The 25,379-nt window shown below is 35.3% G+C and carries 26 protein-coding genes and 2 tRNA genes; 10 read left to right on the forward strand and 18 right to left on the reverse strand.

Annotated elements, in window-relative coordinates; all coding sequences use genetic code 11:
* Positions 1–17 precede the first annotated feature (17 nt).
* Genes CHSO_RS02600 through CHSO_RS02610 form a run of 3 tightly spaced genes read right to left on the reverse strand, consistent with a single transcriptional unit; the run spans position 18 to position 3,032 of the window.
* Positions 18–1,097 (reverse strand): mannose-1-phosphate guanylyltransferase, encoded by a 1,080-nt coding sequence (locus CHSO_RS02600; protein WP_232509142.1) that lies wholly within the window; start codon positions 1,095–1,097, stop codon positions 18–20.
* 2 nt (positions 1,098–1,099) lie between these two features.
* Complete coding sequence (locus CHSO_RS02605) at positions 1,100–1,690, reverse strand: SprT-like domain-containing protein (RefSeq protein WP_045492065.1); 591 nt, start codon at positions 1,688–1,690, stop codon at positions 1,100–1,102.
* Position 1,691: 1 nt separating this feature from the next.
* Positions 1,692–3,032: a TolC family protein gene (locus CHSO_RS02610; RefSeq protein WP_045492068.1), complete on the reverse strand. Its 1,341-nt coding sequence runs from the start codon at positions 3,030–3,032 to the stop codon at positions 1,692–1,694.
* A 185-nt stretch (positions 3,033–3,217) separates the two neighbouring features.
* Here CHSO_RS02610 and CHSO_RS02615 point away from each other — a divergent pair, with 185 nt between their 5' ends.
* From CHSO_RS02615 to CHSO_RS02625, 3 genes are all read left to right on the forward strand, one after another.
* Entirely contained in the window at positions 3,218–4,462 is a 1,245-nt protein-coding gene (locus tag CHSO_RS02615) for a bifunctional folylpolyglutamate synthase/dihydrofolate synthase (RefSeq protein WP_045492070.1), read from the forward strand.
* A 49-nt stretch (positions 4,463–4,511) separates the two neighbouring features.
* Positions 4,512–4,586: transfer RNA gene (locus CHSO_RS02620), tRNA-Val, on the forward strand.
* 33 nt (positions 4,587–4,619) lie between these two features.
* Positions 4,620–4,694: transfer RNA gene (locus CHSO_RS02625), tRNA-Val, on the forward strand.
* Between the two features lie 53 nt (positions 4,695–4,747).
* Here CHSO_RS02625 and CHSO_RS02630 read toward each other — a convergent pair.
* The 4 genes from CHSO_RS02630 to CHSO_RS02645 form a co-directional block, all read right to left on the reverse strand.
* Positions 4,748–5,632, reverse strand: a complete 885-nt coding sequence (locus CHSO_RS02630) for a glycosyltransferase family 2 protein (RefSeq protein WP_045501747.1) — start codon at positions 5,630–5,632, stop codon at positions 4,748–4,750.
* A gap of 4 nt (positions 5,633–5,636) precedes the next feature.
* On the reverse strand, positions 5,637–6,602 hold the full coding sequence (locus CHSO_RS02635; RefSeq protein ID WP_232509143.1) for a glycosyltransferase family 9 protein: 966 nt from the start codon (positions 6,600–6,602) through the stop codon (positions 5,637–5,639).
* 2 nt (positions 6,603–6,604) lie between these two features.
* Positions 6,605–7,024, reverse strand: a complete 420-nt coding sequence (locus tag CHSO_RS02640) for a SufE family protein (RefSeq protein WP_045492072.1) — start codon at positions 7,022–7,024, stop codon at positions 6,605–6,607.
* A 101-nt stretch (positions 7,025–7,125) separates the two neighbouring features.
* On the reverse strand, positions 7,126–8,238 hold the full coding sequence (locus CHSO_RS02645) for a glycosyltransferase (RefSeq protein ID WP_045492074.1): 1,113 nt from the start codon (positions 8,236–8,238) through the stop codon (positions 7,126–7,128).
* Between the two features lie 375 nt (positions 8,239–8,613).
* Here CHSO_RS02645 and CHSO_RS02655 point away from each other — a divergent pair, with 375 nt between their 5' ends.
* On the forward strand, positions 8,614–11,157 hold the full coding sequence (locus tag CHSO_RS02655) for an ATP-dependent Clp protease ATP-binding subunit (RefSeq protein WP_045492078.1): 2,544 nt from the start codon (positions 8,614–8,616) through the stop codon (positions 11,155–11,157).
* Between the two features lie 312 nt (positions 11,158–11,469).
* Here the strand turns inward: CHSO_RS02655 and CHSO_RS02660 are convergent, their stop codons facing one another.
* Positions 11,470–11,997 carry a hypothetical protein gene (locus CHSO_RS02660; RefSeq protein WP_045492080.1) on the reverse strand — a complete coding sequence of 176 codons (528 nt, stop codon included), beginning with the start codon at positions 11,995–11,997 and terminating at the stop codon, positions 11,470–11,472.
* Positions 11,998–12,206: 209 nt separating this feature from the next.
* Between CHSO_RS02660 and mnmA the strand changes: the two genes are divergently transcribed.
* Both mnmA and CHSO_RS02670 read left to right on the forward strand, forming a co-directional pair.
* A complete protein-coding gene (gene mnmA / locus CHSO_RS02665; RefSeq protein ID WP_045492082.1) occupies positions 12,207–13,394 on the forward strand; it encodes a tRNA 2-thiouridine(34) synthase MnmA in 1,188 nt (395 codons plus the stop codon).
* A gap of 207 nt (positions 13,395–13,601) precedes the next feature.
* Positions 13,602–13,808, forward strand: coding sequence for a hypothetical protein (locus CHSO_RS02670; protein WP_045492085.1), 207 nt, complete (start codon positions 13,602–13,604; stop codon positions 13,806–13,808).
* A 49-nt stretch (positions 13,809–13,857) separates the two neighbouring features.
* Here the strand turns inward: CHSO_RS02670 and CHSO_RS02675 are convergent, their stop codons facing one another.
* Entirely contained in the window at positions 13,858–14,211 is a 354-nt protein-coding gene (locus CHSO_RS02675) for a hypothetical protein (protein WP_045492087.1), read from the reverse strand.
* Between the two features lie 29 nt (positions 14,212–14,240).
* The gene (locus CHSO_RS02680) at positions 14,241–14,960 is read right to left on the reverse strand and encodes a glycine-rich domain-containing protein (protein ID WP_045492089.1); all 720 of its coding nucleotides are present in this window, start codon (positions 14,958–14,960) and stop codon (positions 14,241–14,243) included.
* A gap of 114 nt (positions 14,961–15,074) precedes the next feature.
* Between CHSO_RS02680 and CHSO_RS02685 the strand changes: the two genes are divergently transcribed.
* Both CHSO_RS02685 and CHSO_RS02690 read left to right on the forward strand, forming a co-directional pair.
* Entirely contained in the window at positions 15,075–15,971 is an 897-nt protein-coding gene (locus CHSO_RS02685; RefSeq protein WP_045492091.1) for a hypothetical protein, read from the forward strand.
* Positions 15,972–16,467: 496 nt separating this feature from the next.
* Positions 16,468–17,694 (forward strand): DUF6051 family protein, encoded by a 1,227-nt coding sequence (locus CHSO_RS02690; protein WP_045492093.1) that lies wholly within the window; start codon positions 16,468–16,470, stop codon positions 17,692–17,694.
* A 96-nt stretch (positions 17,695–17,790) separates the two neighbouring features.
* Here CHSO_RS02690 and CHSO_RS02695 read toward each other — a convergent pair whose 3' ends face one another.
* The 6 genes from CHSO_RS02695 to CHSO_RS02720 form a co-directional block, all read right to left on the reverse strand.
* Positions 17,791–18,534: a LytR/AlgR family response regulator transcription factor gene (locus CHSO_RS02695; RefSeq protein ID WP_084220916.1), complete on the reverse strand. Its 744-nt coding sequence runs from the start codon at positions 18,532–18,534 to the stop codon at positions 17,791–17,793.
* Positions 18,535–18,591: 57 nt separating this feature from the next.
* Positions 18,592–18,864: a 2TM domain-containing protein gene (locus CHSO_RS02700; RefSeq protein WP_045492095.1), complete on the reverse strand. Its 273-nt coding sequence runs from the start codon at positions 18,862–18,864 to the stop codon at positions 18,592–18,594.
* A gap of 20 nt (positions 18,865–18,884) precedes the next feature.
* Positions 18,885–19,175: a 2TM domain-containing protein gene (locus CHSO_RS02705; RefSeq protein WP_045501750.1), complete on the reverse strand. Its 291-nt coding sequence runs from the start codon at positions 19,173–19,175 to the stop codon at positions 18,885–18,887.
* A gap of 130 nt (positions 19,176–19,305) precedes the next feature.
* Entirely contained in the window at positions 19,306–19,875 is a 570-nt protein-coding gene (locus tag CHSO_RS02710) for a methyltransferase family protein (protein WP_045492097.1), read from the reverse strand.
* 100 nt (positions 19,876–19,975) lie between these two features.
* Positions 19,976–20,284, reverse strand: a complete 309-nt coding sequence (locus CHSO_RS02715) for a 2TM domain-containing protein (protein WP_045492099.1) — start codon at positions 20,282–20,284, stop codon at positions 19,976–19,978.
* A complete protein-coding gene (locus CHSO_RS02720) occupies positions 20,271–21,602 on the reverse strand; it encodes a 2TM domain-containing protein (protein WP_045492101.1) in 1,332 nt (443 codons plus the stop codon). Before CHSO_RS02720 ends, CHSO_RS02715 begins: the two co-directional genes overlap by 14 nt.
* 309 nt (positions 21,603–21,911) lie before the next feature.
* Between CHSO_RS02720 and CHSO_RS25790 the strand changes: the two genes are divergently transcribed.
* Both CHSO_RS25790 and CHSO_RS25795 read left to right on the forward strand, forming a co-directional pair.
* Positions 21,912–22,073 carry a hypothetical protein gene (locus CHSO_RS25790; RefSeq protein ID WP_171817588.1) on the forward strand — a complete coding sequence of 54 codons (162 nt, stop codon included), beginning with the start codon at positions 21,912–21,914 and terminating at the stop codon, positions 22,071–22,073.
* Positions 22,074–22,116: 43 nt separating this feature from the next.
* A complete protein-coding gene (locus CHSO_RS25795; protein ID WP_171817589.1) occupies positions 22,117–22,290 on the forward strand; it encodes a hypothetical protein in 174 nt (57 codons plus the stop codon).
* A 120-nt stretch (positions 22,291–22,410) separates the two neighbouring features.
* Here the strand turns inward: CHSO_RS25795 and CHSO_RS02725 are convergent, their stop codons facing one another.
* Complete coding sequence (locus CHSO_RS02725; protein ID WP_045492103.1) at positions 22,411–23,067, reverse strand: hypothetical protein; 657 nt, start codon at positions 23,065–23,067, stop codon at positions 22,411–22,413.
* A gap of 48 nt (positions 23,068–23,115) precedes the next feature.
* Positions 23,116–25,362: a TonB-dependent receptor gene (locus tag CHSO_RS02730; protein WP_045492105.1), complete on the reverse strand. Its 2,247-nt coding sequence runs from the start codon at positions 25,360–25,362 to the stop codon at positions 23,116–23,118.
* Between the last annotated feature and the right edge of the window lie 17 nt (positions 25,363–25,379).

A 25,379-nucleotide genomic window follows, 5' to 3' on the forward strand; every position in this document is an offset into this window, starting at 1 on the left:
ATAAAAGATACCAAATACTACATAAACTTATCTCCTTTCTTGAAACTTTTCAGATCCAGGACATAATCTTTAATTAATTGGTCGTTGTCTCTAGGGCAAATAAGAAGAGCCTTGTCTGTATCTACCACAATATAGTTTTCAAGGCCATCGATAATAACAGCCTTATTATTTTTTACCCGAATAATATTTCCTTTTGAATTATAAGCAAGTAAATGCTTTAGTTTCATTGCATTTCCATCCTTATCCTTTTCTGTATTTTCGTAGATGGAAGTCCATGTTCCCAAGTCGCTCCAACCTAAATCAGATGGAATAACATATACATTTTTAGCCTTCTCTAAAATCCCATTATCGATGGAAATTTTCTGAACTTTCGGATAAATGGTTTCTATACAGCTATTTTCTTTTTCAGAATTATATTCACAAGCCATAAAATGCTGTGTCATTTCAGGAAGATACATCTCAAAAGCATGATGAATGCTTTTCATATTCCAGATAAAGATCCCTGCATTCCAAAGAAAATCTCCACTCTCCAAAAAGCTTTGAGCGATTTCAAGAATTGGTTTTTCCGTAAATGTTTTTACCTTGAAATATTCTGAATTTTTCTTTTCCACGAACTGAATATATCCATATCCGGTATCCGGTCTTGTAGGGGTAATTCCCAATGTTACCAGATAGTCATGTTTAGAAGCAAGGTCAAATGCCAGCATTACTTTTTCCAGAAATACATCTTCTTTCAGGATTAAATGATCAGCTGGAAGAACAATCATAGTAGCATTTGGATTGATTTCAGCAATTTTGTTCGCCATGTAAAGATTACAGGCTGCTGTATTTTTCATCAGAGGTTCGCCCACGATATTCTCTTCAGGAATTTCCGGAAGCTGCTGATGGGAAAGCGCAACATATTCTTTATTTGTAATAACGAATATATGTTCTTTTGGAATTACCTTACTGATTCTATCATAAGTTTGTTGAATCATGGTACGCCCAGTTCCTAAAATATCCTGAAACTGTTTTGGAAATTTTTGTGTGCTCATGGGCCAGAATCTGCTTCCGATTCCCCCAGCCATTATCACGCAGTATCTATCTGATTTTAACATTCTTAACTACATTTTTGTACCCTTGCTAACGGTTTGAAAGAATACTTCCTTCCAGTAGCCAGGTTCTTACAAAGATAGTTTTTTTTAATCAGACCCTCTAATAAATACTTTTCGTTGCGATATATAAAAAATTCACCTTTTTGAAGTTGTTCGATAAAATGAAGACTATCATCCTGTTTTTCAGTATGAAAATATCTTACAAGATCAGGGCTGGCCATAAAATTAGCTTTGGGCGATTTTGAAAACTTTACGATGATAGGTTTCAGCTCTTCATCATAAATTTCAAGGCTTTCAAGCAGCATTTTTTTAAACGTTTCTTTCCATTCATTGCCATGAGGGGAAATTCTTCTTCCGTATTTTTCAAACGCAATCAGATGTGCCAACTCATGGGTAAGTACAAAGAAAAAAAGTTGTGGGGTAAGCGTAGAGTTTACCGTAATTTCATGAGAATTATCCGGAAGTTTTCGGTAATCTCCCAGTTTAGAATTTCTGTTTCGAGTGACTTTTATATAAATATAATAATCTGAAAACCAAATCCTTAAATAATCAAGCGTATTTTGTGGTAAATATTTTTCTAACGATTGGATAGACATTTTACAAACTTAGTGGAATTCCAGCATAGAAATTCAATAATTTAAGGCTGAAAAGATAATTATATTTCGCCTGCGCTACTGATCCCTGTGCATTTGCATAATTATTTCTTGCAACGTTAACGTCGTAAATAGTTGTTTTTCCAGCAGCATAGCTTTTATCAGCAAAATCAAGAGCCAGCTTGGAGCTTTTTTCAGCTTCTACTGCTGCCATATAAGATTCATAGTTGGCGTCAGCATCAAACTGTGCCTTTTGCACATTCTGTCTTACGGTTTGTTTCTGCTGCTCTAAGGTATTTTTAGCAATACTTTCATTAATTCTAGACTGCTCTACCTGCAATTTTGTAATTCCTTTATTAAAAATAGGAATATTTACAGAAAGGCTTGCCTGTTGTCCGAAGTTATCACTATACTGCTGGAAAAAACCTTTTTCCTTAATATAAACAAGCGCATTACCGATATTATCAGTATTTAAAAGGTTATTATAGAAAGTCCCTACTCCCGCACTTGCAGTTATCGTAGGCCAATAAGCTGTTTTTGAAACCTCTGTCTGAGCTTCTGCAGAATTTATTCTACTTTCAGCAGCTTTAATCTGAGGCTGAGATTCATAAGCAATAGATAGAACTTCATCTACAGATTTAAGTTCAGGAGAAAGCTGGTCTGAAACCGTAACATCTTCCACGTCAAACTCTTTATAATCAGACAACTGTAAAAGCTGAACCATAGCAAATAAACTTCTCCCTACATTAACTTCCGCTGTTTTCAGGTTTTGTCTTTCCCTTGCTAATGCGGCTTCTGCTTCTGCTAAAACGGTTTGTGCTGTGGTTCCTACAGTTGTTGTTATTTTTGCCCTGTCATATTGTTTCTTAGCATTCTCTACAGCACTTTCAGAAATTTTTACAATCTCTTTATTCAGTAGTGTAGTTAAATATTGCTGTGCGATCTGTAATGAAATATCATTTTTAATCGTTTCCACATCATACAGACTGGCCTGCAGATCAAACTCAGTTTTTCTAACCGTTTTCTCCAGTCTGCCATTATTATATACCAAGATATCAGCTCCAATACTTGCATTGTTACTGAATCTATCATTTCTTAAACTTCCCGTTCCGAAAGACGTTTGTCCGAAACTGACAGTATTTCCCAAACTTCCAGAAACTGAAGGTAAATATCCTTTTTTAGCAATTTTAAGATTGGCATCCTGTGTTTGTTTGTTATATTGATTTTGGATAACCTGAAGATTATGCTCCACTGCATAGCTTACGCATTCTTTTAAGGACCATTTCTTCTGAGCGCTTAAACCCAGACAACTTAATCCAAAAACGATAATCCAAACTTTTTTCATATTATGTAGATGTTTATTTGTTTTTAATGGTCATATAGAATCGCATCATCTTCATCAGTATTTGCACTTGCAGACCCCAGCGATTTTATATTAAGATTTTTCCCTATTAGACGAAGTAAATATAAAAAAGTTACAGATTGAAAAAAATAGTTTCATTTTAATAAAACTTTTGAGAATTTTGTATCATGACAAACGAACAATATCAGGAAGCTATCGACTGGCTTTTCGTACAGATGCCCAACTATCAGATAGATGGACAGAAGGCTTATAAACCGGGACTTGACAATATCATCAAGCTTTGTGCTTACTTTGGAAACCCACAGGAGAAAATAAAATGCATCCATGTTGGCGGCACCAATGGAAAGGGATCTTCAAGCAATATGCTGGCATCCATCCTTCAGGAAGCCGGTTACAAAGTAGGCTTATATAATTCTCCACATCTTATCGATTTCACAGAACGTATTAAGGTGAATGGTGAAAATTGTCATAAAGAGTTTGTCTTTGATTTTATTCAGAAGCTTAAAAATATTCCGGAAGATATTAAGCCATCATTCTTTGAGTTTACCACCATCATGGCTTTTGAATATTTTTATCAGCAGCAGGTAGATTTTGCAATTATTGAAGTAGGCTTAGGGGGAAGACTGGATTCTACGAATATTATAACGCCTCTGGTTTCTGCAATTACAAACGTGCAGCTCGATCATCAGAATATATTAGGAGACACGATTGAAGAAATTGCAGCAGAAAAAGCCGGAATCATTAAAAAGAGTATCCCAATTATTTCAGGAGATGAAAATAAAGCTGTAAAAACAATCATCAGAGAAAAAGCAATGAAGGAAGAGGCTCCTTTTATAGATGCTACCCTTCTTCATACTGATCTTGTTTCTGACCTGAAAGGAAATTATCAGAGAAAAAACATCCATGTGGTTCTGGCCATTGTTGAAGAATTAAGAAAACAAGGCATCAATATTACAGATAAGAATGTTGAGAACGGTTTATTGAATGTTCACAAAAATACAGGATTCATTGGGCGTTGGTTTGAGTTCTCAAAAGATCCGCTTACGATTTGTGATACGGGACACAATCAGGCAGGTTTGGAGTATGTTTTTTCACAATTAAATTCAATTAACAGGCACAAGCATGTCATTTTGGGGTTTGTAAATGATAAAAAAATAGATGAAGTGATGAATTTACTTCCTGAAAATTCTGAGTTTTATTTTGCCAAACCATCCATCAACAGGGGAAGACACCCCGAAGATTACGAAAACTTACTTCAGGAGGCAAAAATTTTTTATAAAATTTTTAATTCCGTGCAGGAAGCGTATCTATCTGCAAAAGAACGATGTACAAACGAAGAAATGATTTTTATTGGCGGAAGCAACTTTGTTGTGGGAGATTTTTTAGAAAAAAATTTAAAATTTAAAGAATAAGTTGTATATTTGCACCACTCTAAACGAGAAAACAACAAAAAAGTCTAGAGGGTTCTTAGCTCAGTTGGTTCAGAGCATCTGGTTTACACCCAGAGGGTCGGGGGTTCGAATCCCTCAGGACCCACAGAAAGGAAACGAAACCTTTTAAAAAAAATTCGGGCTCTTAGCTCAGTTGGTTCAGAGCATCTGGTTTACACCCAGAGGGTCGGGGGTTCGAATCCCTCAGGGCCCACAAAAAATCTCTCAGATTTCTGGGAGATTTTTTTATTTTTAATTTTCTTTAATTTATTTCATTTTTCTTAACAACATAGCCAATTTATAAAAGTCAAAATACCGTATACTGGGATTCTCTGAAAGAAGATTAGTCCTTACTTTTTTTTCACAAACCTTATAAATGGAGAGAAACAACGAGACAAGCCCAAACCGCTTCAATATTAGTGCAGCTTTATATACCTTAATATCCTTAATAAAGATCCTGTTTTGTGGATTTTTTGAAAGCCCGAATAAAGACCCCATCCCCGCTTCTGCTTTACCCAGAAAAATTGCATTACTGGTATCATCCACATGAATAACAGGATTAGTCATAGCCAGGAATTTTATTTTATTTTGCTCCAAGAGTTTGGCAAAAACAAAATCTTCATATCCATATTCCGTCAGCATTTCGTTAAAAGGAAATTTTTCAAAAACTTTTTTTGAGATAATAAAATTCACGGTCTTAAATAATGAAAAGTCATAGGACCGACTGCCAAAAAAAATTTCTCTTTCCACAGAATACCTGTTTCTAAGAGTTGATGCATATTGGGAATCAATTGTAAAACTTCCGTAGATAAGCTCTAAATCCGGCTGTCTTCTTATTTCGGACATGTAATTCCAAAGGAAATTTTTCCCAGCTATTTTAACATCACAATCCAGGAATAAGAGGTATTCCCCCGAAGAATATTGCAGAAAGAGATTACGAATCCTGGAACGTCCGATATTTTCTTCCAGGAAAATCAGCTTTTTCACCCGATTCTTAAGTTCTTTGTTGATTGATTTAAAAGCAGTATCAGAAGCATCATCTATCAATATAATTTCAGCATCAATATTCTGGGCATCAATTTCTTTTTTTAAATCAAAGACCAATTCACGAACATCAAAATTATAGACTGGAATACAGATTGACAGCTTCATGATGTCAGATTTTCTCAACAACTTTTTGAATACTGAACTCTTCAAGACAAGCCCAATCTCCCCTATAACATTCTTTATCTCCAAAAACGGAACACGGCCTACAGGAAAGATCTTTTACCTGCACCACATCATCTTCACTCTGCCCGAATCCTAAAAATCCGGCATAAGGATGTGTTGCACACCATATAGAAACACATCGGGTTCCCATAAGGCTTGCTAAATGCATATTGGCTGAATCCATAGAAACCATTACTTCCAGTTCTGAGATCTTCTGAAGTTCTTCATTAAGGCTTAATTTACCGGAAAAACTTTTGGTATTAGGAATTTTGCTTTCCCAAGATTCTAGGGTTTCTGTCTCTTTTTTTCCGCCTCCAAAGAAGTATACCGTATGTTTCTGAGCCAAAAGCCTGGCCAATTCAAATGATTTTTCCAGAGGAAGCATTTTCCCTTTATGTTGAGCAAACGGAGCAAACCCAATTCCTGATTTATGTTCCGAAACCGGTCTGAGTTTTTGTGAAAGCTCAACTTTAAAACCCATTTCACGGAAAACATCTGCATACCGTTCAACTGTTTTTTTTAATTGAACTTTATCCAAATTCCAGACATCGGTAAGGTGTTCTTTTTCTTCTTTTCCTTTATTTATTTTGAAAACCTTCAAGCCTTTTCTCCTGTAAATCCTATCCAAGATTTTGGTTCTTATCACATCATGAAGATTGGCAATATAGTCCGGTTTGAATTCTTTAATCAATTCATCTCCCAATCTTCTCAGTCCAAAGAAGCCTTTATAGTCATCTACATTAATTCCTTTAAATATAACATTAGGAACATCCGCAAACAATGCTTCAAAGTTCTTTCTGGAAACCATGACAATCTCCACACCAGGATTTTGCTCCAAAAATTCCTTAAAAACAGGAACCGTCATGGCAACATCTCCAAATGCAGAAAAACGATATGCTAAAATTCTGGTCACGATTATGATTTCAGCTGGTAAGCTACTGCGTAAAATTTGATCTGTTTAGTCATGGCCATCAATCCATTAGCTCTGGATGGTGAAAGAAATTCCTGTAATCCGATCTCTGAGATAAATTCAAAGTCAGAATCTAGAATTTCCTGAGTAGAATGCCCACTATAAATGCTCACCAAAAGAGAGACAATACCTTTTGGTAAAATTCCGTCTGAATCTGCATCAAAGAAAAGCTTACCTTCCTTAAATTCAGCATCTATCCAAACTTTGCTCTGGCAGCCTTTAATCAGATTTTCATCTGTTTTCTTATCTTCCGAAAGTCCTTTCAGTTCTTTTCCGAGATCAATGATGTATTCATATTTCTGCTCCCAATCGTCAAGAAACGCAAATTCGTCGATAATTTCCTGCTGTTTTTCCTTAATGGTCATTGTAAATCAAATTTCTTTGTACAAAGATAGTAAATTATGCTTTAGACCTAAAGTATTAGTCCACAAGCTAATTTCAGGAATATCATACTATGAAAAGTAGTCTATTGCTTAAAGTCTAACGAATTACAAGCTTTCTGAAAAACCTGCAATAGCTTTATTTCTTCATTTTCCCAACAAAGTGCTTCAGATGCTTTTTCCAGTTCCGGCTGATAGTTAATTCTGCCTTTTGCTAAAATCTTCTTTACTGCAGCTGCAATATTTTCCGGCTGATGATTTTTAATTAACTCGCCCACATCAAACTGATTTTTAATATTCTGAAGTTCGGGAAGGTTTGATAAAATCAAAGGAACTCTTGCCTGAATACAGTCTAAAACCTTATTCGGTAAAGAATACAAATAACTATCTCCCCCATTCTCTTCAATACTCATTCCGCAGTCAGCAGTTAGTGTAAGCTTTCTTAAGTCTTCGGGTTTTAATTTTCCAAGGAACTGAACTTTATCCTGAAGGTTTTCTTTCACTACAAGCTCTTCATATTCTTTCTTTCTTGGACCATCACCAGCAATTTTCAATTGTACATGATCCATATGGTGCATGGCAAGGATCACTTTATCAATTCCTCTGAAAGGATTAATGGCTCCCTGATACAACAGTATTTTAGGGTTATTTTCGGGAATATCAAGATTAAAATCAAATCTTCTGGGCGAATTTTGAACAATCACGGGACTTATGCCATATTTTTTTTCAAACCATTTTCCATAACTTCCGCTTGCTGTAATCATCCATGTCAACTTCGGAATAACAGTCTTTTCGACATAACGCCACAATTTTTGTGACATTTTGCCCTGAACAGCAGGCATTTCCGAAAAAATTTCATGACTGTCAAAAACTAAAGGAATACTTAATTTCTGGGCAATAAGATAGTTGGAATACAATGCATCAATATCGTTGGCATGAAGAATTGTATTATGATCCGCCCTTTTTTTGAGCTCATGGTAAAGCTTCCAGTTAAATTCAAAGTAAGCCGTTTTGAGGCTTTTTGAAGCCAAATGAATTCGTGAGAACGGATAAGGGCGCTTCATTTCTTCAGCTCCATTCCAGTCATTTCCAATCAATTCAATATCATACCCGTTTTCATGTAAAGTCCGGCATACCTTTTCAATACGCTGGTCTGTATACAAATTACTGAAGGCGGATGTAATAATTTTTTTCTTCATTAAGCTTTTTTTCCAAGCAATAAATGATAGATTTGAATAAAGCAAATGAGCCCGTTCGGGATGATGACCGGCCATAACGGTCCGCTAAAGAAACCATACATGACAAAACAGGCACAGCCAATCATGTTAACAATTCTGATTTTTCTTACATCTTTCAGTATGAAACTCAGTACGATAAAAACTGAGGCTGAGTATCCGACGTAAGTGATAATTTCAGGATTCATTGAGATTTTTTAATGATAACAAACTTAATCATTTTCAATAAGATAATAAAATTTTTTCTGCCATAAAGTCATTTATTGATTTTTGGTAAAATATTTGTAATTTAGATAATGAATAAATGGCAATGTTGCTTTTATTCTAATGAGATATATTATGGATTATAAGTTTTCACAAGGTTTGAGCCAAGTGTTCAAACAAAGCAAAAGCGAAGCTAAGAGGCTGAAAAGTGAATTTCTTAATACAGAACATCTACTTTTAGGTATTATAAAAACGGAAAACTCTGCAAAAGAAATCCTTCAAAACCTCAATGCGGATTTAACACAAATCAGAAGAAAAATTGAAACTCTAAATACAACAAGTCTAAATCCTATTTCTGAGGAGGTTACCAATATTTCTTTCACCAAAATGGCAGATCATGCTATTAAACGTGCGGAGTTAGAATGCCGACAATACAAAAGCAATGAAATTAATACCGTTCATCTGCTTTTAGGTATTCTATATAAATATGAGGATCCTACTTCAAATATTTTGGGAGCTTATGACATCGACTATGAAGGTGTTTCAAGAGAGTACCAGACTATGCTTAAAAATTCCGGGCAGTCACCACAAATGAGTGCTTATGATGACGATGATGAAAGAGAGGAGTTTGAGCAAATGAGAAAGCCTACAGGAAATCTAGGCTCTGCAAAAAGCAAAACGCCTACATTGGACAACTTTGGTAGAGATTTAACATCTTTAGCAAGGGATGGAAAATTAGACCCAGTAATCGGACGTGAGAAAGAAATTGAGCGAGTATCTCAGATCTTATCCCGTAGAAAGAAAAACAATCCGCTTCTTATTGGAGAACCCGGAGTTGGTAAATCTGCGATTGCGGAAGGGTTAGCTTTAAGAATTCAGCAGAAAAAAGTTTCCAGAGTTCTTTACGGAAAACGTGTTATCACATTAGACCTTGCTAGTTTAGTAGCAGGAACTAAGTATCGTGGTCAGTTTGAAGAAAGAATGAAGGCCATTATGACTGAGCTGGAAAAAAACAGAGATGTCATCTTATTTATTGATGAGCTTCACACTATCGTAGGTGCAGGAAGTTCTACAGGAAGTTTAGATGCATCCAACATGTTCAAACCGGCATTGGCTAGAGGTGAGATTCAATGCATTGGAGCAACGACTCTGGATGAATACCGTCAATATATTGAAAAAGACGGAGCTTTAGAGAGAAGATTCCAGAAAGTAATGGTGGAACCTACTTCTATTGAAGAAACCATTCAGATTTTGAATCAGATTAAGGATAAGTATGAAGAGCATCACAATGTAATTTATACCCCTGAAGCCATTGCTGCGTGTGTTAATTTGACAGCGAGATATATTACAGACCGTTTTTTACCGGACAAAGCTATTGATGCGATGGACGAAGCAGGGTCAAGAGTTTACATCAAGAACATGAAAGTTCCTACCGAAATCATTGATTTTGAAAAGAAAATTGAAGAGATCAAGGAATTGAAACAAAAAGCGGTGAAAGCTCAGGATTATCTTGAGGCAAGAAAGCTTAAGGATGAAGAAGAACGTCTCCAGATGGAATTGAATGCTGCCCAGGACAAATGGGATAAGGATGTAAAAGAGAAAAAAGAAACCGTAAGCGAAGAAAATGTTGCAGAAGTAGTTTCTATGATGAGCGGGGTTCCAGTAACGAAAGTTGGTAAGAACGAACTTGACAAACTGGCTCAAATGGATGAAAAACTTAACGGAAAGGTTATCGGTCAGGAAGATGCTGTGAAAAAGGTAGTGAAAGCTATTCAAAGAAACAGAGCAGGCCTTAAAGATCCGAACCGTCCGATTGGTACATTCATCTTCCTTGGAACAACAGGGGTTGGTAAAACCGAGCTTGCCAAAGTAATGGCGAGAGAGCTTTTTGAATCCGATGAGTCTCTGATTCGAATCGATATGAGTGAATACATGGAAAAATTCGCTGTTTCAAGATTGGTTGGTGCCCCTCCAGGATACGTTGGATACGAAGAAGGTGGTCAGCTGACTGAAGCGGTAAGAAGAAAACCTTATGCAGTGGTTCTTTTGGATGAGATTGAAAAAGCTCACCCGGATGTATTCAATATCCTGTTGCAGATTCTTGATGAAGGGCACGTAACCGATAGTTTAGGTAGAAAAATCGACTTCAGAAATACCATTATTATCCTTACTTCCAATATTGGAACAAGAGATCTTAAAGATTTCGGAGACGGTGTAGGATTTGGAACTTCAGCTAAGAAAACAACTTCAGACTCCAGAGCAAGAAGCACAATTGAAAATGCCCTGAAAAAAGCATTTGCCCCTGAATTCTTAAACAGAATTGATGATATTGTAATCTTCAACTCTCTTGTACAGGATGATATCAAGAAAATTATTGATATTGAGCTGAACAAACTGTATGGCAGACTTGAAAAATTAGGCTATAAAGTAGAATTAACTGAAGGAGCAAAAGACTTTATTTCTGAAAAAGGATGGGATAAAGACTTCGGAGCAAGACCATTGAAGCGAGCTATCCAAAAGTACATTGAGGATTTATTGGCAGAAATGCTTGTGAATAAACAACTGACCGAAGGTGAAACTGTAGTTCTTGAGCTTAACGAAGCAAAAGACGGGTTAGTAGGAGGAAAAACTTCAAAGTCTAAAAAATCAGCGGCTGAAAAATCTTCACCTCAATCTTAAATAAATAATTTAATTTCAATAAAAAAGCACCGGGAAAACTCCTGGTGCTTTTTGTTTTTTATAAGTTTTGGCTAAAGCCAATGTGATTTTATATTTTTTGTCAGATGGGCTAAAGCCCATCCCTATTGAATATTAATATTGCAATGTTTGAAATCATCTGCATTAATCTGAAAAATCTGCAAGATTATACTTAAACACAACCGTTTTTGTTGGAAAACGCGAAGGCGCAAAGATTTTTATCTAGGATGCGCTTTAAAGCGCAAGGCTTTTATCTCCGATAAAATTAATGCTGCTGAGTTTTTTAAATAATGATTAAAGTCCCACTACAAATCCGATATTCGGGACTAAACCATTAGAGAATACACTTGAATTCTCTTTCCAAAGCACATTATACATTAAACCAATCTGCATAAAAGAATTGTTGCCAATTCTCTGCATGTATCCACCACCAAGGTATAATGCATTTTCCTCTCTGTTGTACTTATAATCGTAGTATTTATCTTTATAATTGATGAAATAATGCTGAAAGTTGGCACTTAAATAAAACGAACGGGCAATATAATAGTTGGCAAAAGGACCTATCCCAAACATCGTGGATCTATAATAATCTGAGGTTTGCCAGGAAACACTTCCCACAGCCCCTGCTTCAAGATCTTCAGTAAGACGATATCCTACTCTTGGAGAAGCCTGCAGATAAAATGAACTGTTGCTTCCAAATCCAAGACCTATTCCTCCCCCAAAGGTCCATTTGTTATTTTCCTGGATTGGCGCCCCTATTGAAACCTGGGAAAATACAGATCCGGAAACGACCAGCATCATAGAAATAATAAACTTTTTCATATTTAAATATTTTATTTTGTTCTAAAATCTATCAACCATCCTTATTCAACCTGCTTTTGGATGTTGTAAACGTTGTGATTAATGGTTTTGATATTCCTATCGTTTTTATCAATGTTTAAAATTATGGTTTTTTTACGAATTTATTTAGTTGTATTTTTGCGGCGTCAAACTAAGAACTCCCGTTAAGAGTTTCGTAAAATTGAAATACAATGAAAATAGTAGTAGGCCTCTCAGGAGGTGTAGACTCAAGCGTTACCGCTTATTTGCTACAGCAGCAAGGTCATGAAGTAGTGGCTTTGTTTATGAGAAACTGGAATGATGCTTCTGTAACACTGGAAGATGAATGTCCATGGATTGAAGACAGTAATGATGCATTAATGGTAGCCCAGAAGCTGGGAATCCCATTTCAGGTCATCGATATGAGCGAACTTTATAAGGAACGTATTGTAGATTATATGTTCGAAGAATATCAAAGAGGGAGAACTCCGAATCCTGATGTTTTGTGTAACAGAGAAGTAAAATTCGATGTTTTTATGAAGACTGCCATGTCTTTAGGCGCCGATAAAGTTGCAACAGGGCATTATGCAAGAGTACATTCCACTTTTGATGAAAATGGAAAGGAAATTTTCCATCTTTTAGCAGGAAAGGATAACAATAAAGATCAGTCTTATTTCCTTTGCCAGCTAAGTCAGGATCAGTTATCAAAAGCTTTATTCCCTATCGGTGAGCTTACCAAGCCTCAGGTAAGAGAAATTGCAAAAGAAATTGGGTTGGTAACGGCTGATAAAAAAGATTCCCAAGGGTTATGTTTTATCGGAAAAGTGAGCCTGCCACAGTTTTTACAACAACAACTGAAACCGAATGAAGGTGAAATCGTAGAAATTTTCAAAGATTCCCCTTTATTTGCTGAAGAAGCCCCTGAATTTTCTACAAAAGAAGAAGAGCTTAATTTCTTATCAAGAAAGATCAATTATAAAAAAGCGGATGGAAAAGTGATTGGAAAACACCAGGGCGCTCAATTTTTCACGATCGGACAAAGCAGAGGATTAGGAATTGGCGGACATAAAGAAAGCTGTTTCATTGTTTCCAGAGACATGGAAAACAATATTATTTTTGTTGGAGAAGGAAGTCACTTCCCGGGACTGTACAAAAAAGCATTAAAAATAGACAATTCTGAACTTCACTGGGTTCGTGAAGATATGAGACTTCAAAGTGGAGAATCTATGGAAGTAATGGCCAGATTCAGATACAGACAGTCTTTACAAAAAGCAACTATTTACCAATTTGAAGATGCTTTTTATGTTGAGTTTGAAGAGCCTCAATCGGCTATTGCTGAAGGACAATTTGCTTCATGGTATATAGATGATGAACTTATTGGAAGTGGTGTGATTTCATAATACTTTTGTGGTTCGAGATCCATGAAACCGATATGTTCATTGAACCAGAAATCAGACAAAATTAAGAGCAATACTTAGTGATATATAAAGCCCGAAGCAGTTTTTGTTTCGGGTTTGTTTTTCTTAAAGAAATAATTTTTGAAAATATTTTGTAACGTATTCAGAATTGTCATACTTACTGAGTAAATAACAATAAAAAATACCACTATGAAAACAACTACAAAAAATCAGTATGCTTTTACCAACAGTATTTTAATTGCTTTGGTATCTGCCATTTTCGGCTACAACCTTTATCAGGCAATTGTACATCCTGACCAATCGAATATTGCCATTAGCCTTATTTTGGTGGTTCTTACCTCTATTATGGTCAGAAAATACGGTTATAAGCAAAGAAAGGATCAAGAAAACAATTAATCACAATACCTTAATATAGCCCGAAGCATTTTGCTTTGGGTTTGTTTTTTTATTGTTTGAGTTTATCATTAAATTTCCAACTCATCAATAAAAATGCAATAATCAACTCTGCAATTAATATCATAGCTAAGAATCCAATTGGTTTTCCCAACATAATTCCCCGAATTAGTTTGACAGTTCCCAAACAGCCAATACCCGTTAGAAAATAAAAAGTTGTTGGTGAAACTCTTTCCCCTACCGATTTTACAATAAAGATTGAGCCATAAAATCCCAGTACCAGAATTAAATAGAATTTCAAGAAGTCTGGTCCCTTCAGTATTATCGGATTAAGTGTCCTACATTCAGCAACAAGCCATATACAACTTATCACAAACGGTATACAATGGATGAACAGCTTTTTCATGATTCATTATTATTTTTAGTTATTCATTTTTATCCACCACAACCTCCGCAACCGCCACATCCCCCGCCGCAGCCTCCGCCACAACTACTTCCGCCACTGCAGCTGCTTCCGCCACAACTTGAATCAGAGTTTCCTCCATTCTGATCTTTACCCTTTTTAAAGGAAGAGGTGATTCCTCCAAAAATGATAATTCCTACGAAGGAGAAGAAGATAGAACTGATTGTTGTTATCACCTCTCCAAGGCAGGAAGTAAGCAGCAGAAGTAGCATCAGGAATGGAATAAACTTCCATATTCGCGACTTATTTTTTGTTTTTTCAGTATTATTTCTATTCACCCAAATATCCTGAGGAGCTTCAGACTGGAAAATATCCTGATAGCTTTTTAATGTGTCTGTAAACCAATGCTGATGTTTCATCTTTTCACTAAACCCTCCTCTTGATGGATGGTGATGCAAGGGCCTCTTTAAAATATTCGGACAGAAATCGTCCCAGTAATTTTGGGTGTAAATCAAATGCAGGTGCCAGACCTTATCTACAATTTCGCTTGGAGAAGCTCCTTTGGGAAGGATACAACAGAGGTAAACAAATTTTTTATACTCTTCGATGGCTTTTATGGTAAAATCCAGGCTCCAGTTTTCTTCTTTGGCCAGTTTTTTAGAAAAAGGAAAATCTGCATCGGAAGCATCCAGTGAAAATCCCTGGATCCTGTTCCAAAGGGACTCATCTTTTAATAACATTCTTGTTTCCATTGTTTTTTCTTTTGTTTTTCTACTCAAATTTCAATGGATTCTATAATATAAAAGTCTTTAAAAAATCTTATTTGGTTTGATAAAAATCTTAAATTAGTCTTACAAAATCAAAATATGAAAAAAGAAGATATTCTCCACCTTGAGAAGCTCATGAATTTCTTAAGTAGACATTTTTTAAAGAAAAATCATTGGGAAGATGTTACCAAAACTGAATGGTCTTATATCTGTGCTGAGCTTAATGAACTTATCATCGCTGAGCATTCGGAAAAGGAAATAAAGAAAACTCCCGATCTTCTGGGAACTAATTATCTTTATGAACATCTGATTATCAATAAACTTAAAAAATTCAACCAGAATGAAAATGCTATTTTAAGCAGGCCTAATCTCGCTAAATTAAGTTTGATTGTCAGGGTTTTAGGATACTCCAATTATATTGATTTTATCAATTCCAATACGGAATCTTTCAACTTTAATGATCTTAAGATTGATCTGAATAATGTGAATCAGAATACGGTACTTTTAGACCGTCTCATAGGTTGCTGGTATTCCTATAACAGAAATCTTCCTGAAAATCCCACACAGGCCCAGGAAGATAGGATCTGGCGTTCTGCCATGGAAATCTACAAGTCTGAAACCACCGGAGAATATTTTATAGAAAGAAGTGGCGGAGATCATCATAAATATTTCGGAAAAGTAACGGCTTATTCTGATTATGTTTTTATCATCATGAACAGCAATACTTTTATCCGACAAAGGCATTTTATATCTAGAATAAAAGACAGCAAGGAAAAGCTTAAAAACCCAGATTATAAGCTGCATGAACTTCACTTTATCAGCACTTGTATCAGTTTTAACCAGGAACCCATTGCCCTGTTTGAAATCTTCCGGAAAGCAGACAGAAAAAGCTTTATTTCGGATTCTATCAGCTTTCCTATTGATAGTGATGAAATTCCGGAATCTATTCTTAAACAGCTTGAGGATACTGAGTCTAACAGGATTGATTACAGGTAGGTGGGAACGTGTTTCAGAATCCGGGGTGCGAGGTGCCAAGGTTGGGGTATGAAAAATATACCTTTTTTTTAAAAATTTTTCTGTAACGTATTCTGAATTGTCATACTTACTGGGTAAACAACAATAAACAATATCCTTATGAAAACTTCTGCCTCCAACAATCAGTACAGCGCTGCTAATAGTATTTTAATCTTTTTGGTTTCTATGCTTTTAGGGTATCATATTTACCAGGAAATCTACCATCCGGAAAAATAAAATCTTTTTATATGGGTTATTCTGGCAGCACTTACTTCGGTAATGGTTCAGAAATATGGAACCAAAACTGATGAAAAAAAGAAAATATAAAACATCATCATCTATTCACCCTATCTACCCGAAGCATAATTGTTTCGGGTTTAATTATGCCTGGAATACTTTTAACCTTTAAAAACCAACACTTTACTACAATAATTACCTAATTTCATTGTTCTAAATATGAACCCTCAATGATCTTGCTATGGAATATTATGAATTGTATGAAGTTTTGAAAAGGCATTTTGATTCCAGAAAAGAGATTGTGGAAATCAGGGATTTGAACATAACCATTGAGTCTATTCCTTTTGAATCTAAGGTTTCCGATCTTCTTCATGGTTCTGATAATACGGATTGTCCTAAACATCATCACCCATTAAAAATCAATGAAACAGCTTATCAGATATATCACCAGCCTTCAATAGATATTAAGGATTTTGATATTGAATGTAATAAAAAATTTGAGTATCATATTCTCAAAAGGGCCGATGTAGAAACTGCTGATGGCTGCATTATCTTTTTCCATGGGCTGAATGAGAAGAAATGGGATAAGTATCTTCCGTGGGCTTATGAGTTGGCTCAGAAAACCCGTAAAGCGGTCATGTTATTTCCCATTGCCTTTCACATGGATCGTGCTGAAGCAATATGGAGCGACCGTCATCAGATGACAGAAATTGTTAAGTTCCGAAAGGAAAAATACCCTGAAAACACCCATTTTTCTTATGTAAATGCTGCCACAAGTTCCAGGCTGGAAGCTCATCCACAACGAATTTTCTGGTCAGGGTTACAAACCTATTCAGATATCATTGAAGTAGTAAAGGAAATTAAAGCCCATAAGATTAAAAGCATTGCTCCGGATGCAAGCCTGGATCTGTTTGGATATTCAATAGGTTCATTTCTTTCCATGATTATTAAAATGGCTGATCCACATGGTTTTTTCACTCAATCCAAAGTTTTTTGCTTTTGTGGTGGCATGACCATTGACAGGATGTTTCCGATTTCCAAATACATTATGGATTCCCAGGCTACCATTAAAATGCAGGCTGTTTTTACAGAATTGCTAAGTTCTGATTTTAAATTTGATAACAGGTTGAAACATTATCAGGATGATGAACTTCATCCACAGGAAAGCTGGTTCAAAAAGATGCTCCGATATAATTATTTCCAAAAAGAAAGAGAGGAAAGAATTCATGAAATTCAGTCTCAGATAAAAGCTTATGTATTGGAGAAAGATAGCGTTGCTCCTCCCATGGAAGCCTTAAATACCCTGCAAGGTGGTTACAGAAACATCCATGTAGATGTTGAAATCAAGGATTTCCCTTTTGATTATTCTCATATGGTTCCTTTTCCGCTGACGCATAAGCACAAGACCGAAATAACGGAAGCTTTTCATCAGTTTACAAAATCTGCCAGTGATTTTTATTCCCGGTAATCAGGCTGAGAAAATGGAAAGGAGCAGGCTGAAAAGAAGTAGAATGAGGTCCATGATTATGTTTTTTTGGTGGTTAGTAATGTGAGATTTTGCGGCTTAACTTACGAGCCAGTCTTTGAAGTCTTTCACCCGGTCCCTGCTTACGGTTATTTCTTCCTGAGGCTGAAATTCGAGGTCTACTTTGTAATAAGGTGAGATATGGATGTTTTTGATGTAGTCAGAATTGATAATAAACTGTCTGTTCACGCGGAAAAACTTTTTTTCATCCAGAATTTCTGCCAGTTCATCCAGTGTAAAATCTGATGGATAAGAGCGATCATCGGTCTGAAGATACACAATCTTATTCTCACTGAAAAAACAACTTATTTCCTGGGTCTGAACAATTTTCAGGTTGTATCCTATTTTTACTAAAACCCTTGAAAGAATAGATTTTTCTTTTCTTATCAGCTGCTTGATATCCTGCGCCCCAATGTCATTATTGGAAGGCAAAAAAGATTTGAATTTCTCAATAGCTCCTGAAAGATCTTCTTCAAGAATTGGTTTCAACAGATAATCTATACTATTTAGTTTAAAGGCTTTTAGGGTATACTGATCGAATGCTGTTGTATAAATAATAAATCCTTTGGTAGAAATTTTTTCAAAGATATCGAATGACAACCCATCTCCAAGAACAATGTCAGAAAAAATCAGCTGTGGATGTTCATTTTCAGAAAACCAAGCGACTCCCTCTTCTACAGATTCTATTTTAGCAACCACCTCAATATCAGAAAAATTACTTAACATTCTCTCTAATTTCCTTGAAGCTGGTTTTTCGTCTTCGATAATAACAGTCTTAATCATTGAGCTCGTAGTTTTAGTTTTAAAATTTGAAAATAAAATTAGGTAAAATAATCAGATTTAAAAATCTATTGTTTTTTTATTTTTTTCAGCTTCTTTTTCGATGATTCCTTTTTCCCATTCATCATTAAAAATGAATAAAGAGGTTGCCTTCATCATCAGAATTAAGGCCCAAATCCCTAAAAATAAATGCCCGCCAAAAATTCGATATCGGAGCTCATCATTCAACCAATCATTCCCGATAATAATCACTGATATAATTCCAAACCATACCAGGTTCTTATAGAATTTCTTCAGCTTCTTAACTCTGTTGTATGCACTGTTATAATCCATGATTACTTGTTGATAGGTTGTTATAGTGTTTTTATTTTTCCTTTTTCTTCTGCCATCAGTTCTTTAATCTTCTTCTCTTCCCAGTTTTTCCCAATTCCAAATACATTTACTGCATGAAAGGCAATTCCTATTCCCCATCCCAGCATTGGCCATAAGAACCATAAATAACCAGGCGCAGTCATAAGATTCAGAAAAGCTAAGAAAGGAATCACGATGCAGTAAGAAGTAAGGTTTCCATAGAACTCTTTTAATTCTTTTACTCTTTTTGAAGCTCTCTCGTAAGCAGTTGTTTCTTTATTAAAAGTTTCCATTTTTTTAATTTTAAAGGTTAATTTATCTTTTTCTTGAGTCAAATGTATGATGGAAAAGACCCTCAAATCAATTTTATATGACCGAACGGTAGATTATGCTTCCCGAATGGTAAAAAAAAACTCTTAAGCTCTAAAAAATAAAGGGAATCAGCTTTTTTGTTCTCTTTCTGTATTCAATATATTCATCACCGAATTGTTCCACAAGAGCCAGTTCTTCAATTTCAATTCTATAAGCAAAGGCTAAAAACGGAGGAATAAAAGCAAAAATCAGTGATAGCCAGTTATTGAGGTATAGCCCCAATCCTAATGAAGTAAGCAGGGAAAAAGTATAGGATGGATGTCTCAAATATTTATAAAATCCTTCTTTTTTGATCTTGTGGTCTTCTTTAATAGTAACATCCACTGTAAAATATTTCCCCAAGGATCTTATGATGATAAACCTGAAAATAATCCCGATAAGGATACATGCTTCTCCCAGATACAAAATCCAGCTTCCATGGGTAATGGGTAATGTTGATAGGTTGGAAATTGTTACTGCTGCTGCAATTGAAAAAGGAATAGCCAGCCATAAAATATTAAGAGTAGATTTGTCCATCCCTTTTCTATCATCTTTGCCGGATTTCAGCATGTTTTTATAAAGAAACTCACTGAGGAACCACACAATCATTGATATGACATACAAAATTTGTAAAGCTTTCATTTTGATTGATATTTAAAGTGTTTTTAGGTGAAAAGTCAAAAAAAATAAAAGAATTTAATGATGTTTTTGAATAAAAGTTGTCTTTAATCATCCTTTTATTCTACCAATCTTTCTTCTCTTTTTCTATGAGTTCCCTGATTTTTTTCTCTTCCCAATTCTGCAGATAGCCGCTTTTTGACAGGAAAACGGTTGCTGCATGGGCCAATATCCCAATACCCCAGAATGTAAGTGTAAAGAAGTTCTTGAACTCGAAATAGCTTTCACCAGGTTTCAGATGGGTATAATTGTAAAAAACAATCATTACATTCACAATAATATAGACAAATAAATGGGCGTAAAAACCTCTTAACTTTTCTACATATCTTTTTGCTCTCTGATATTCAATATCATTTTCGTTAAATCTTTCCATCGTTATTATTTTTTTGGTTGTTCATAATTTCACGAATCTTTTTTTCCTGCCAGGATTCTCCCACTCCAAAGACCTGAAAAGCATGAGAAGCTACTCCAATTCCCCATCCAAATACCGGAAACCAAAACCAGTGAAATGAGCTTTTGGTAAAAAAATTAATAAAGACTAAAAAGGGAATTACAATACAGTAAGAAATGAGATTAATATAGAAATCCTTAATTTCCTTCATTCTCTTCTGGGCTTTTTTATACGCTTTAAGATCATCATCCTGTTTTTCACTGACAATATTAGGCTTATTAACCAGCATCGGAAGTTTTACTTTAAAATAATCTTCAGATTTTTCAATGAAAACATTTCTTTTGGTAAGCAGAGAATAACGCTGTACAATATTAGCCAATCCAATTCCGGAACTTTCTTTGATCTGCTCTCTTACCTGTAAATTATTCTCAATGCAAAGGATATCATCTTTTGAAAATATTCTAATGACCAATGGCTTTGAGGAGGTGGCAAAATTGTGTTTGATACAGTTTTCCAGCAGAAGCTGTAAAGACAAAGGCACTACAAATTTCCGATAGTCTTCTTTCGTAACATCAAAAATAAAATCAACACTGTCTTCGAACCTTGTTTTTAAAAGATCACAATAGGTTTTGGCAAATTCTATTTCATCTTCCACCGTTACCAGCTCTTTATCTTTCTGTTCAAGTACATAACGGTAAATCTTTGACATTGAGGCGGTAAACTTCTGTGCCTGATGAGGATTTTCATCAATCAATGAACTTAAAACATTTAAAGAATTGAAAAGGAAATGAGGATCCAGCTGGTTTTTTAAGCTTTCAAATTGTGCATTAGCAGACTTCGCAATGAGTTTCTGTTCCACCACTTCTTTTCTGGAATTTTTTTTCAATTCCTGCATAAAACTCTTTGCATGAAGAAAAGCAGAAATAAGCAATGCAATATTAATGGTAAACCAATTGGCGAAATTATATTTTCCCGAAAAATATTCTCCTGTAGTGGCCGCTTTTTGGATCATTACAAAATTGATGTAATTACAAAAATAGACCAATATAATATTAACAATAATAACGGAAATAATGCTTATCACCGCTCTTTTGGATGTTTCTTCAGACCAAGGAAATTTTTTGTTGAGAAATCTGTTCAAGATTCCATTTCCACCTCCTAATACAAAAGTATACATCAATGAAATGAGTATGGTTAATCCAAAGTTTTCCAGGGTTTTCTCTTCTGTAAATGCAAAAAAGAAAAACATAGAGACGATGAATGAGATCCAAAACATTGTTATAATATCCTTACGTTTCATGATATGTTTTCTTGATTCAAAATTAGCTTTTATTAAAGGTATCCAAAATTATTTCTTACCGAAGGGTTAGTTTTTATTACTGAGTAGTATCGATATATGGGATTGAATGAATTCTGCTTTAGACACCATACACAAAACTAACAATTCAACACCAAAACAACACAATTCAATAAATTATTCATTAAAAAAACAAATGTTTAATTAAAAATAATTTTGCCATTCACAACATTTATCCTAATTTAGGGAAATACAAAACAGCGTTATCCGAAAAGCTTAAAGAGTAGGAATATCAAAAAAAACAAACTAAACATGAAAAAACAAATTAAGTTCAAAGAGTTAAAAAAACTGACAAGAGATGAACAAAAGAAAGTTGGAGGAGGCTTAATTCCAAAAGATCCTTTTGAAGATGATGGCTGTGGATGGAACATGTGCAGAAATCAGTTTGGAAGATGCTCCGTTTTTGCCTGCTAATCAAAATTAATTCGAGATTAAAAACATCAAAAACAAGCTAAACATGAAAAAACAAGTTAAGCTGAAAGGATTAAAACATCTTTCCAGAAACGAACAAAAGAATATTGCAGGTGGAGGTACAATTCCTAGAGAACCAGGAAATGATGATGGCTGTGCCTGGAATATGTGCAGAAGCAAACAAGGGTTTTGTACAAAAGACTGGAACCTGTGTGAGTAAACTCAGCCTTTAAGATAAAAACTTTGAAAAGAGTACTATTTCATATGGTACTCTTTCTTTTTTTATATCATGGCGTTTAACAGCATAAAAAAACCTCCACTGTGTGAAGGTTAATTTCTATTATTTCTTTTCTGCAGGTAAGCTTAAGAAGTATTCAGCTTCTCCTCTACCCCAATTCGGATCCAATGCTGTTTTAGGTGTATATGCATTAAATTTTGAAAGCGCATCTTTAAACATTTCTATTCCTTTACTTTTACTTCCACCATACTGTTCAGGGGTAAAATAGGTGTCTTCTGCTTTAATAAGCGCAATTCTCGGATTGGCAGGCTCAAGCTTTTCAGCTCTAGTAAGCTCTTCAGATGCTCTTGCCCCGTCTGTCATAAAACGTTGCTGCGGATTAACCATCATTCTCAGTGAATATGCCATTTTTTTCAACAAATGAATCTCTGCATTATCAGCTCCCGCAAGACTTTGAGCCGTTCCCAGATATTTTTCTGCTTGTGCAGCCACCCCATCCAGATCCTGAGTATTTCCATTTCTCATCATAATTCTTCCTTTTTGAATCTGAGACAATGCAGCATAGTATGGCGGAAGCCATTGTGAGCTTTCCTTACTTCCTATTCTCTGGAAATCATTAGACAGGGTCTGAAAGTCTTCAGGGGTTTTGCAGGATTCAATTTTTGCAACTTTTTCTGTCATTATTTTATCATAATCTGTCTGAGCAAAAGCAGTTAAGCTCATTAAAGCTAAAGCAAAACTTAAAATGTATTTTTTCATGATATCAAATTTTAAAAGTTAATATATTGTTTATTCGAAGGTATGTTTTTATAAGTTATTATTAATTACATCCTCTGTTTTATCTACTCCGAAGCTTATGAAAGCGCCTATAAAAACAAAGGTATTAACTGGTGGAACTACAGCTGAGCTTCTTGACCCATTGGCTGAAAAATTATATCCGTACATATTTTTAGATCCCAGAACATTTGAAATACTCAACACAAATACAGGAAATGCTTTTGCCTCTTTTTTTCCTATTGCAGGGAGATAATTGAAACTGATATTCAAAGCATTGTAATCCTTCAATTTTCCTTCATTTCTTGTATAATTAAATGCTTCTCCGTTTTTAAATTCAGTGGCAATATCATAATAAGGGCGGCCTTTAGCATAGGTGTAGGATAAATTTACCCCCAGCTTCCACTCCGGAATAAATCTCTTGACTACGGCAGAAAATGTATGTTCTGCTGCAAAACCCGGTTTTAAGCTTGCCGGATAATTGATAAAGTCTCTTTTGGAATCCAGGAAGGAATACGTCAACCAGTAATCAATATTTTTAAATGTTTTTTTGTTGTCTCTCCAAAATAGCTCCAACCCTTTTGCATAGCCATATCCATCATTATTCATCGCTGTCTGAACCTGTTGGTTCTGTTCTTTTCCCGGAAGAATATTAAATGTTTTGATAAGCTCATCGTATTTTTTGTAAAAGGCCTCAAAACGTAAGCTCCTTCCTTCCGAACTCCTCTGAAGCTGAAAAATGTAGTGTTGTGATTTTTGAAAATTCAGATTCGCAGGCCCATTGATGTACTTACTTTCGGGGTTTTGATAGAAAATTCCATACGCTACATTAGCTGTCCATTTATCTGCAAGACGGTATGCAAGGGCAAAACGGGGTGCTATGTTATTTTTTTTCAGATAAGATGAGTTTTCTGCTCTCAATCCGACCTTTGCAGACAGTGCATTGCTGAACCCAAGATCTGTTTCTATAAATGCAGCTGAAATTAAATCTTTATAATTTTTCTGAACAGTTTCAAAGTTTAGGTTTTCATTGGTATTATTGAGTTCAAAACCACCTCTTAAAGCACTGATTTTGTTAATCTTTCTTTCGATAACCGTTTTAAAATTAATATAGTTTCCATCGGTCAGTAATTTGCTGTTTCCATCTTCCACTCCGTTGGTTTCTGTAGAAAAGTTAAGATCTGATTGGTTATAAGAATAGGAACCGCTTACATTGAGGAGATATTTCCCAAATTTTTGTCTGAAAGACAGATTGTGATAGGTTGTTTTGCCTTTTAATCTTACCAACCCGAACTCGTATTCAGGTTCCAGACTTTCTGTTTTCACTCCCATTTTATTGGAGTTATACATCCCATAGTATTTAAAAAAGCCTCCGGACTTTGTTTTAAATCTAAAATTAAAATCACTGTTGAACCCCTGAGGTGCATCAATAAAATCGGTATTAAAATTTAAAACCTTCTGCATGAGGCTTAAAAGAGAATATCCGGCTGATGCTCCAAAAGAATAATTTTTCTGAGCTCCTAATTTCTGAAATCCCGCATCTAAAAAGATAGGAGAAACACCCAGATTATATGAACTCTCCTCCGGCAGATCCACACTTTCCAACATTAGTACTCCCGAAAGAGCCTGTCCGTACAATGCAGAATATCCGCCACTTGAGAATATATTCCCTTTGAAAAGGGAAGTATTGAATTGGTCTCTTCCTGCAATTCCGGGTACAGAATTAGAAAAATAATTATTGATGAGACTTCCATCCATAAAGATCTTAGATTCAGCACCCGTACCTCCTCTAATGAACAATCCTCCGGACTCACCTACTTTCTGAACACCCGGCAGATACGTTAAAGCGGATGATATCTGTCCGTCAGACCCGGCTGTGGTATAAATATCAATGGGACTCAATAATGCAGTAGCCCGTTTTCGATCGCTGGCTTCAATGGACCCGGCGGAAACCACTACAGCATCAATTTCACTGATTTGTTCTTTAAGATCAGCACTGATGGTAATATCCTGATTCTCAATACCAATTGTTTTTTCAACCTCTTCGTATTTAGGATGAATAAAAGTGATCTGATGGCTTCCCTTTTCTGAAGTTTCAAAGGAAAAATTACCTTGAGCATCAGTAGTGGCTCCATCATAAGTATCTTTCAGCGTGACGTTTACTTCACTTACTCCTTTATTTTTAAATACGACTCTTCCTGAAATCTTTACCTGAGAATATCCCAATGTAAAGGTAATGAGTGCTATCAGAAGAAGTATTTTATGTCCTTGCATTTTCATGGTTATTAATTTCTGGA

It is taken from the genome of Chryseobacterium sp. StRB126, assembly GCF_000829375.1.
Classification (GTDB): Bacteria; Bacteroidota; Bacteroidia; order Flavobacteriales; family Weeksellaceae; genus Chryseobacterium.

Bases quoted from the DNA above. Each gene is read 5' to 3' on its own strand.
- CHSO_RS02675 (WP_045492087.1), bottom strand. From the start codon at position 14,211: ATGAAAAAGCTGTTCATCCATTGTATACCGTTTGTGATAAGTTGTATA.
- CHSO_RS02710 (WP_045492097.1), bottom strand. From the start codon at position 19,875: ATGAAAGCTTTACAAATTTTGTATGTCATATCAATGATTGTGTGGTTC.
- CHSO_RS02695 (WP_084220916.1), bottom strand. From the start codon at position 18,534: ATGATTAAGACTGTTATTATCGAAGACGAAAAACCAGCTTCAAGGAAA.
- CHSO_RS02720 (WP_045492101.1), bottom strand. From the start codon at position 21,602: ATGAAACGTAAGGATATTATAACAATGTTTTGGATCTCATTCATCGTC.
- CHSO_RS02730 (WP_045492105.1), bottom strand. From the start codon at position 25,362: ATGAAAATGCAAGGACATAAAATACTTCTTCTGATAGCACTCATTACC.
- CHSO_RS02700 (WP_045492095.1), bottom strand. From the start codon at position 18,864: ATGGATTATAACAGTGCATACAACAGAGTTAAGAAGCTGAAGAAATTC.
- mnmA (WP_045492082.1), top strand. From the start codon at position 12,207: ATGAAAATAGTAGTAGGCCTCTCAGGAGGTGTAGACTCAAGCGTTACC.
- CHSO_RS02615 (WP_045492070.1), top strand. From the start codon at position 3,218: ATGACAAACGAACAATATCAGGAAGCTATCGACTGGCTTTTCGTACAG.
- CHSO_RS25795 (WP_171817589.1), top strand. From the start codon at position 22,117: ATGAAAAAACAAGTTAAGCTGAAAGGATTAAAACATCTTTCCAGAAAC.
- CHSO_RS02690 (WP_045492093.1), top strand. From the start codon at position 16,468: ATGGAATATTATGAATTGTATGAAGTTTTGAAAAGGCATTTTGATTCC.
- CHSO_RS02645 (WP_045492074.1), bottom strand. From the start codon at position 8,238: ATGAAGAAAAAAATTATTACATCCGCCTTCAGTAATTTGTATACAGAC.
- CHSO_RS02600 (WP_232509142.1), bottom strand. From the start codon at position 1,097: ATGTTAAAATCAGATAGATACTGCGTGATAATGGCTGGGGGAATCGGA.
- CHSO_RS02605 (WP_045492065.1), bottom strand. From the start codon at position 1,690: ATGTCTATCCAATCGTTAGAAAAATATTTACCACAAAATACGCTTGAT.
- CHSO_RS02725 (WP_045492103.1), bottom strand. From the start codon at position 23,067: ATGAAAAAATACATTTTAAGTTTTGCTTTAGCTTTAATGAGCTTAACT.
- CHSO_RS02640 (WP_045492072.1), bottom strand. From the start codon at position 7,024: ATGACCATTAAGGAAAAACAGCAGGAAATTATCGACGAATTTGCGTTT.
- CHSO_RS02610 (WP_045492068.1), bottom strand. From the start codon at position 3,032: ATGAAAAAAGTTTGGATTATCGTTTTTGGATTAAGTTGTCTGGGTTTA.
- CHSO_RS25790 (WP_171817588.1), top strand. From the start codon at position 21,912: ATGAAAAAACAAATTAAGTTCAAAGAGTTAAAAAAACTGACAAGAGAT.
- CHSO_RS02660 (WP_045492080.1), bottom strand. From the start codon at position 11,997: ATGAAAAAGTTTATTATTTCTATGATGCTGGTCGTTTCCGGATCTGTA.
- CHSO_RS02670 (WP_045492085.1), top strand. From the start codon at position 13,602: ATGAAAACAACTACAAAAAATCAGTATGCTTTTACCAACAGTATTTTA.
- CHSO_RS02680 (WP_045492089.1), bottom strand. From the start codon at position 14,960: ATGGAAACAAGAATGTTATTAAAAGATGAGTCCCTTTGGAACAGGATC.
- CHSO_RS02655 (WP_045492078.1), top strand. From the start codon at position 8,614: ATGGATTATAAGTTTTCACAAGGTTTGAGCCAAGTGTTCAAACAAAGC.
- CHSO_RS02685 (WP_045492091.1), top strand. From the start codon at position 15,075: ATGAAAAAAGAAGATATTCTCCACCTTGAGAAGCTCATGAATTTCTTA.
- CHSO_RS02705 (WP_045501750.1), bottom strand. From the start codon at position 19,175: ATGGAAACTTTTAATAAAGAAACAACTGCTTACGAGAGAGCTTCAAAA.
- CHSO_RS02630 (WP_045501747.1), bottom strand. From the start codon at position 5,632: ATGAAGCTGTCAATCTGTATTCCAGTCTATAATTTTGATGTTCGTGAA.
- CHSO_RS02715 (WP_045492099.1), bottom strand. From the start codon at position 20,284: ATGGAAAGATTTAACGAAAATGATATTGAATATCAGAGAGCAAAAAGA.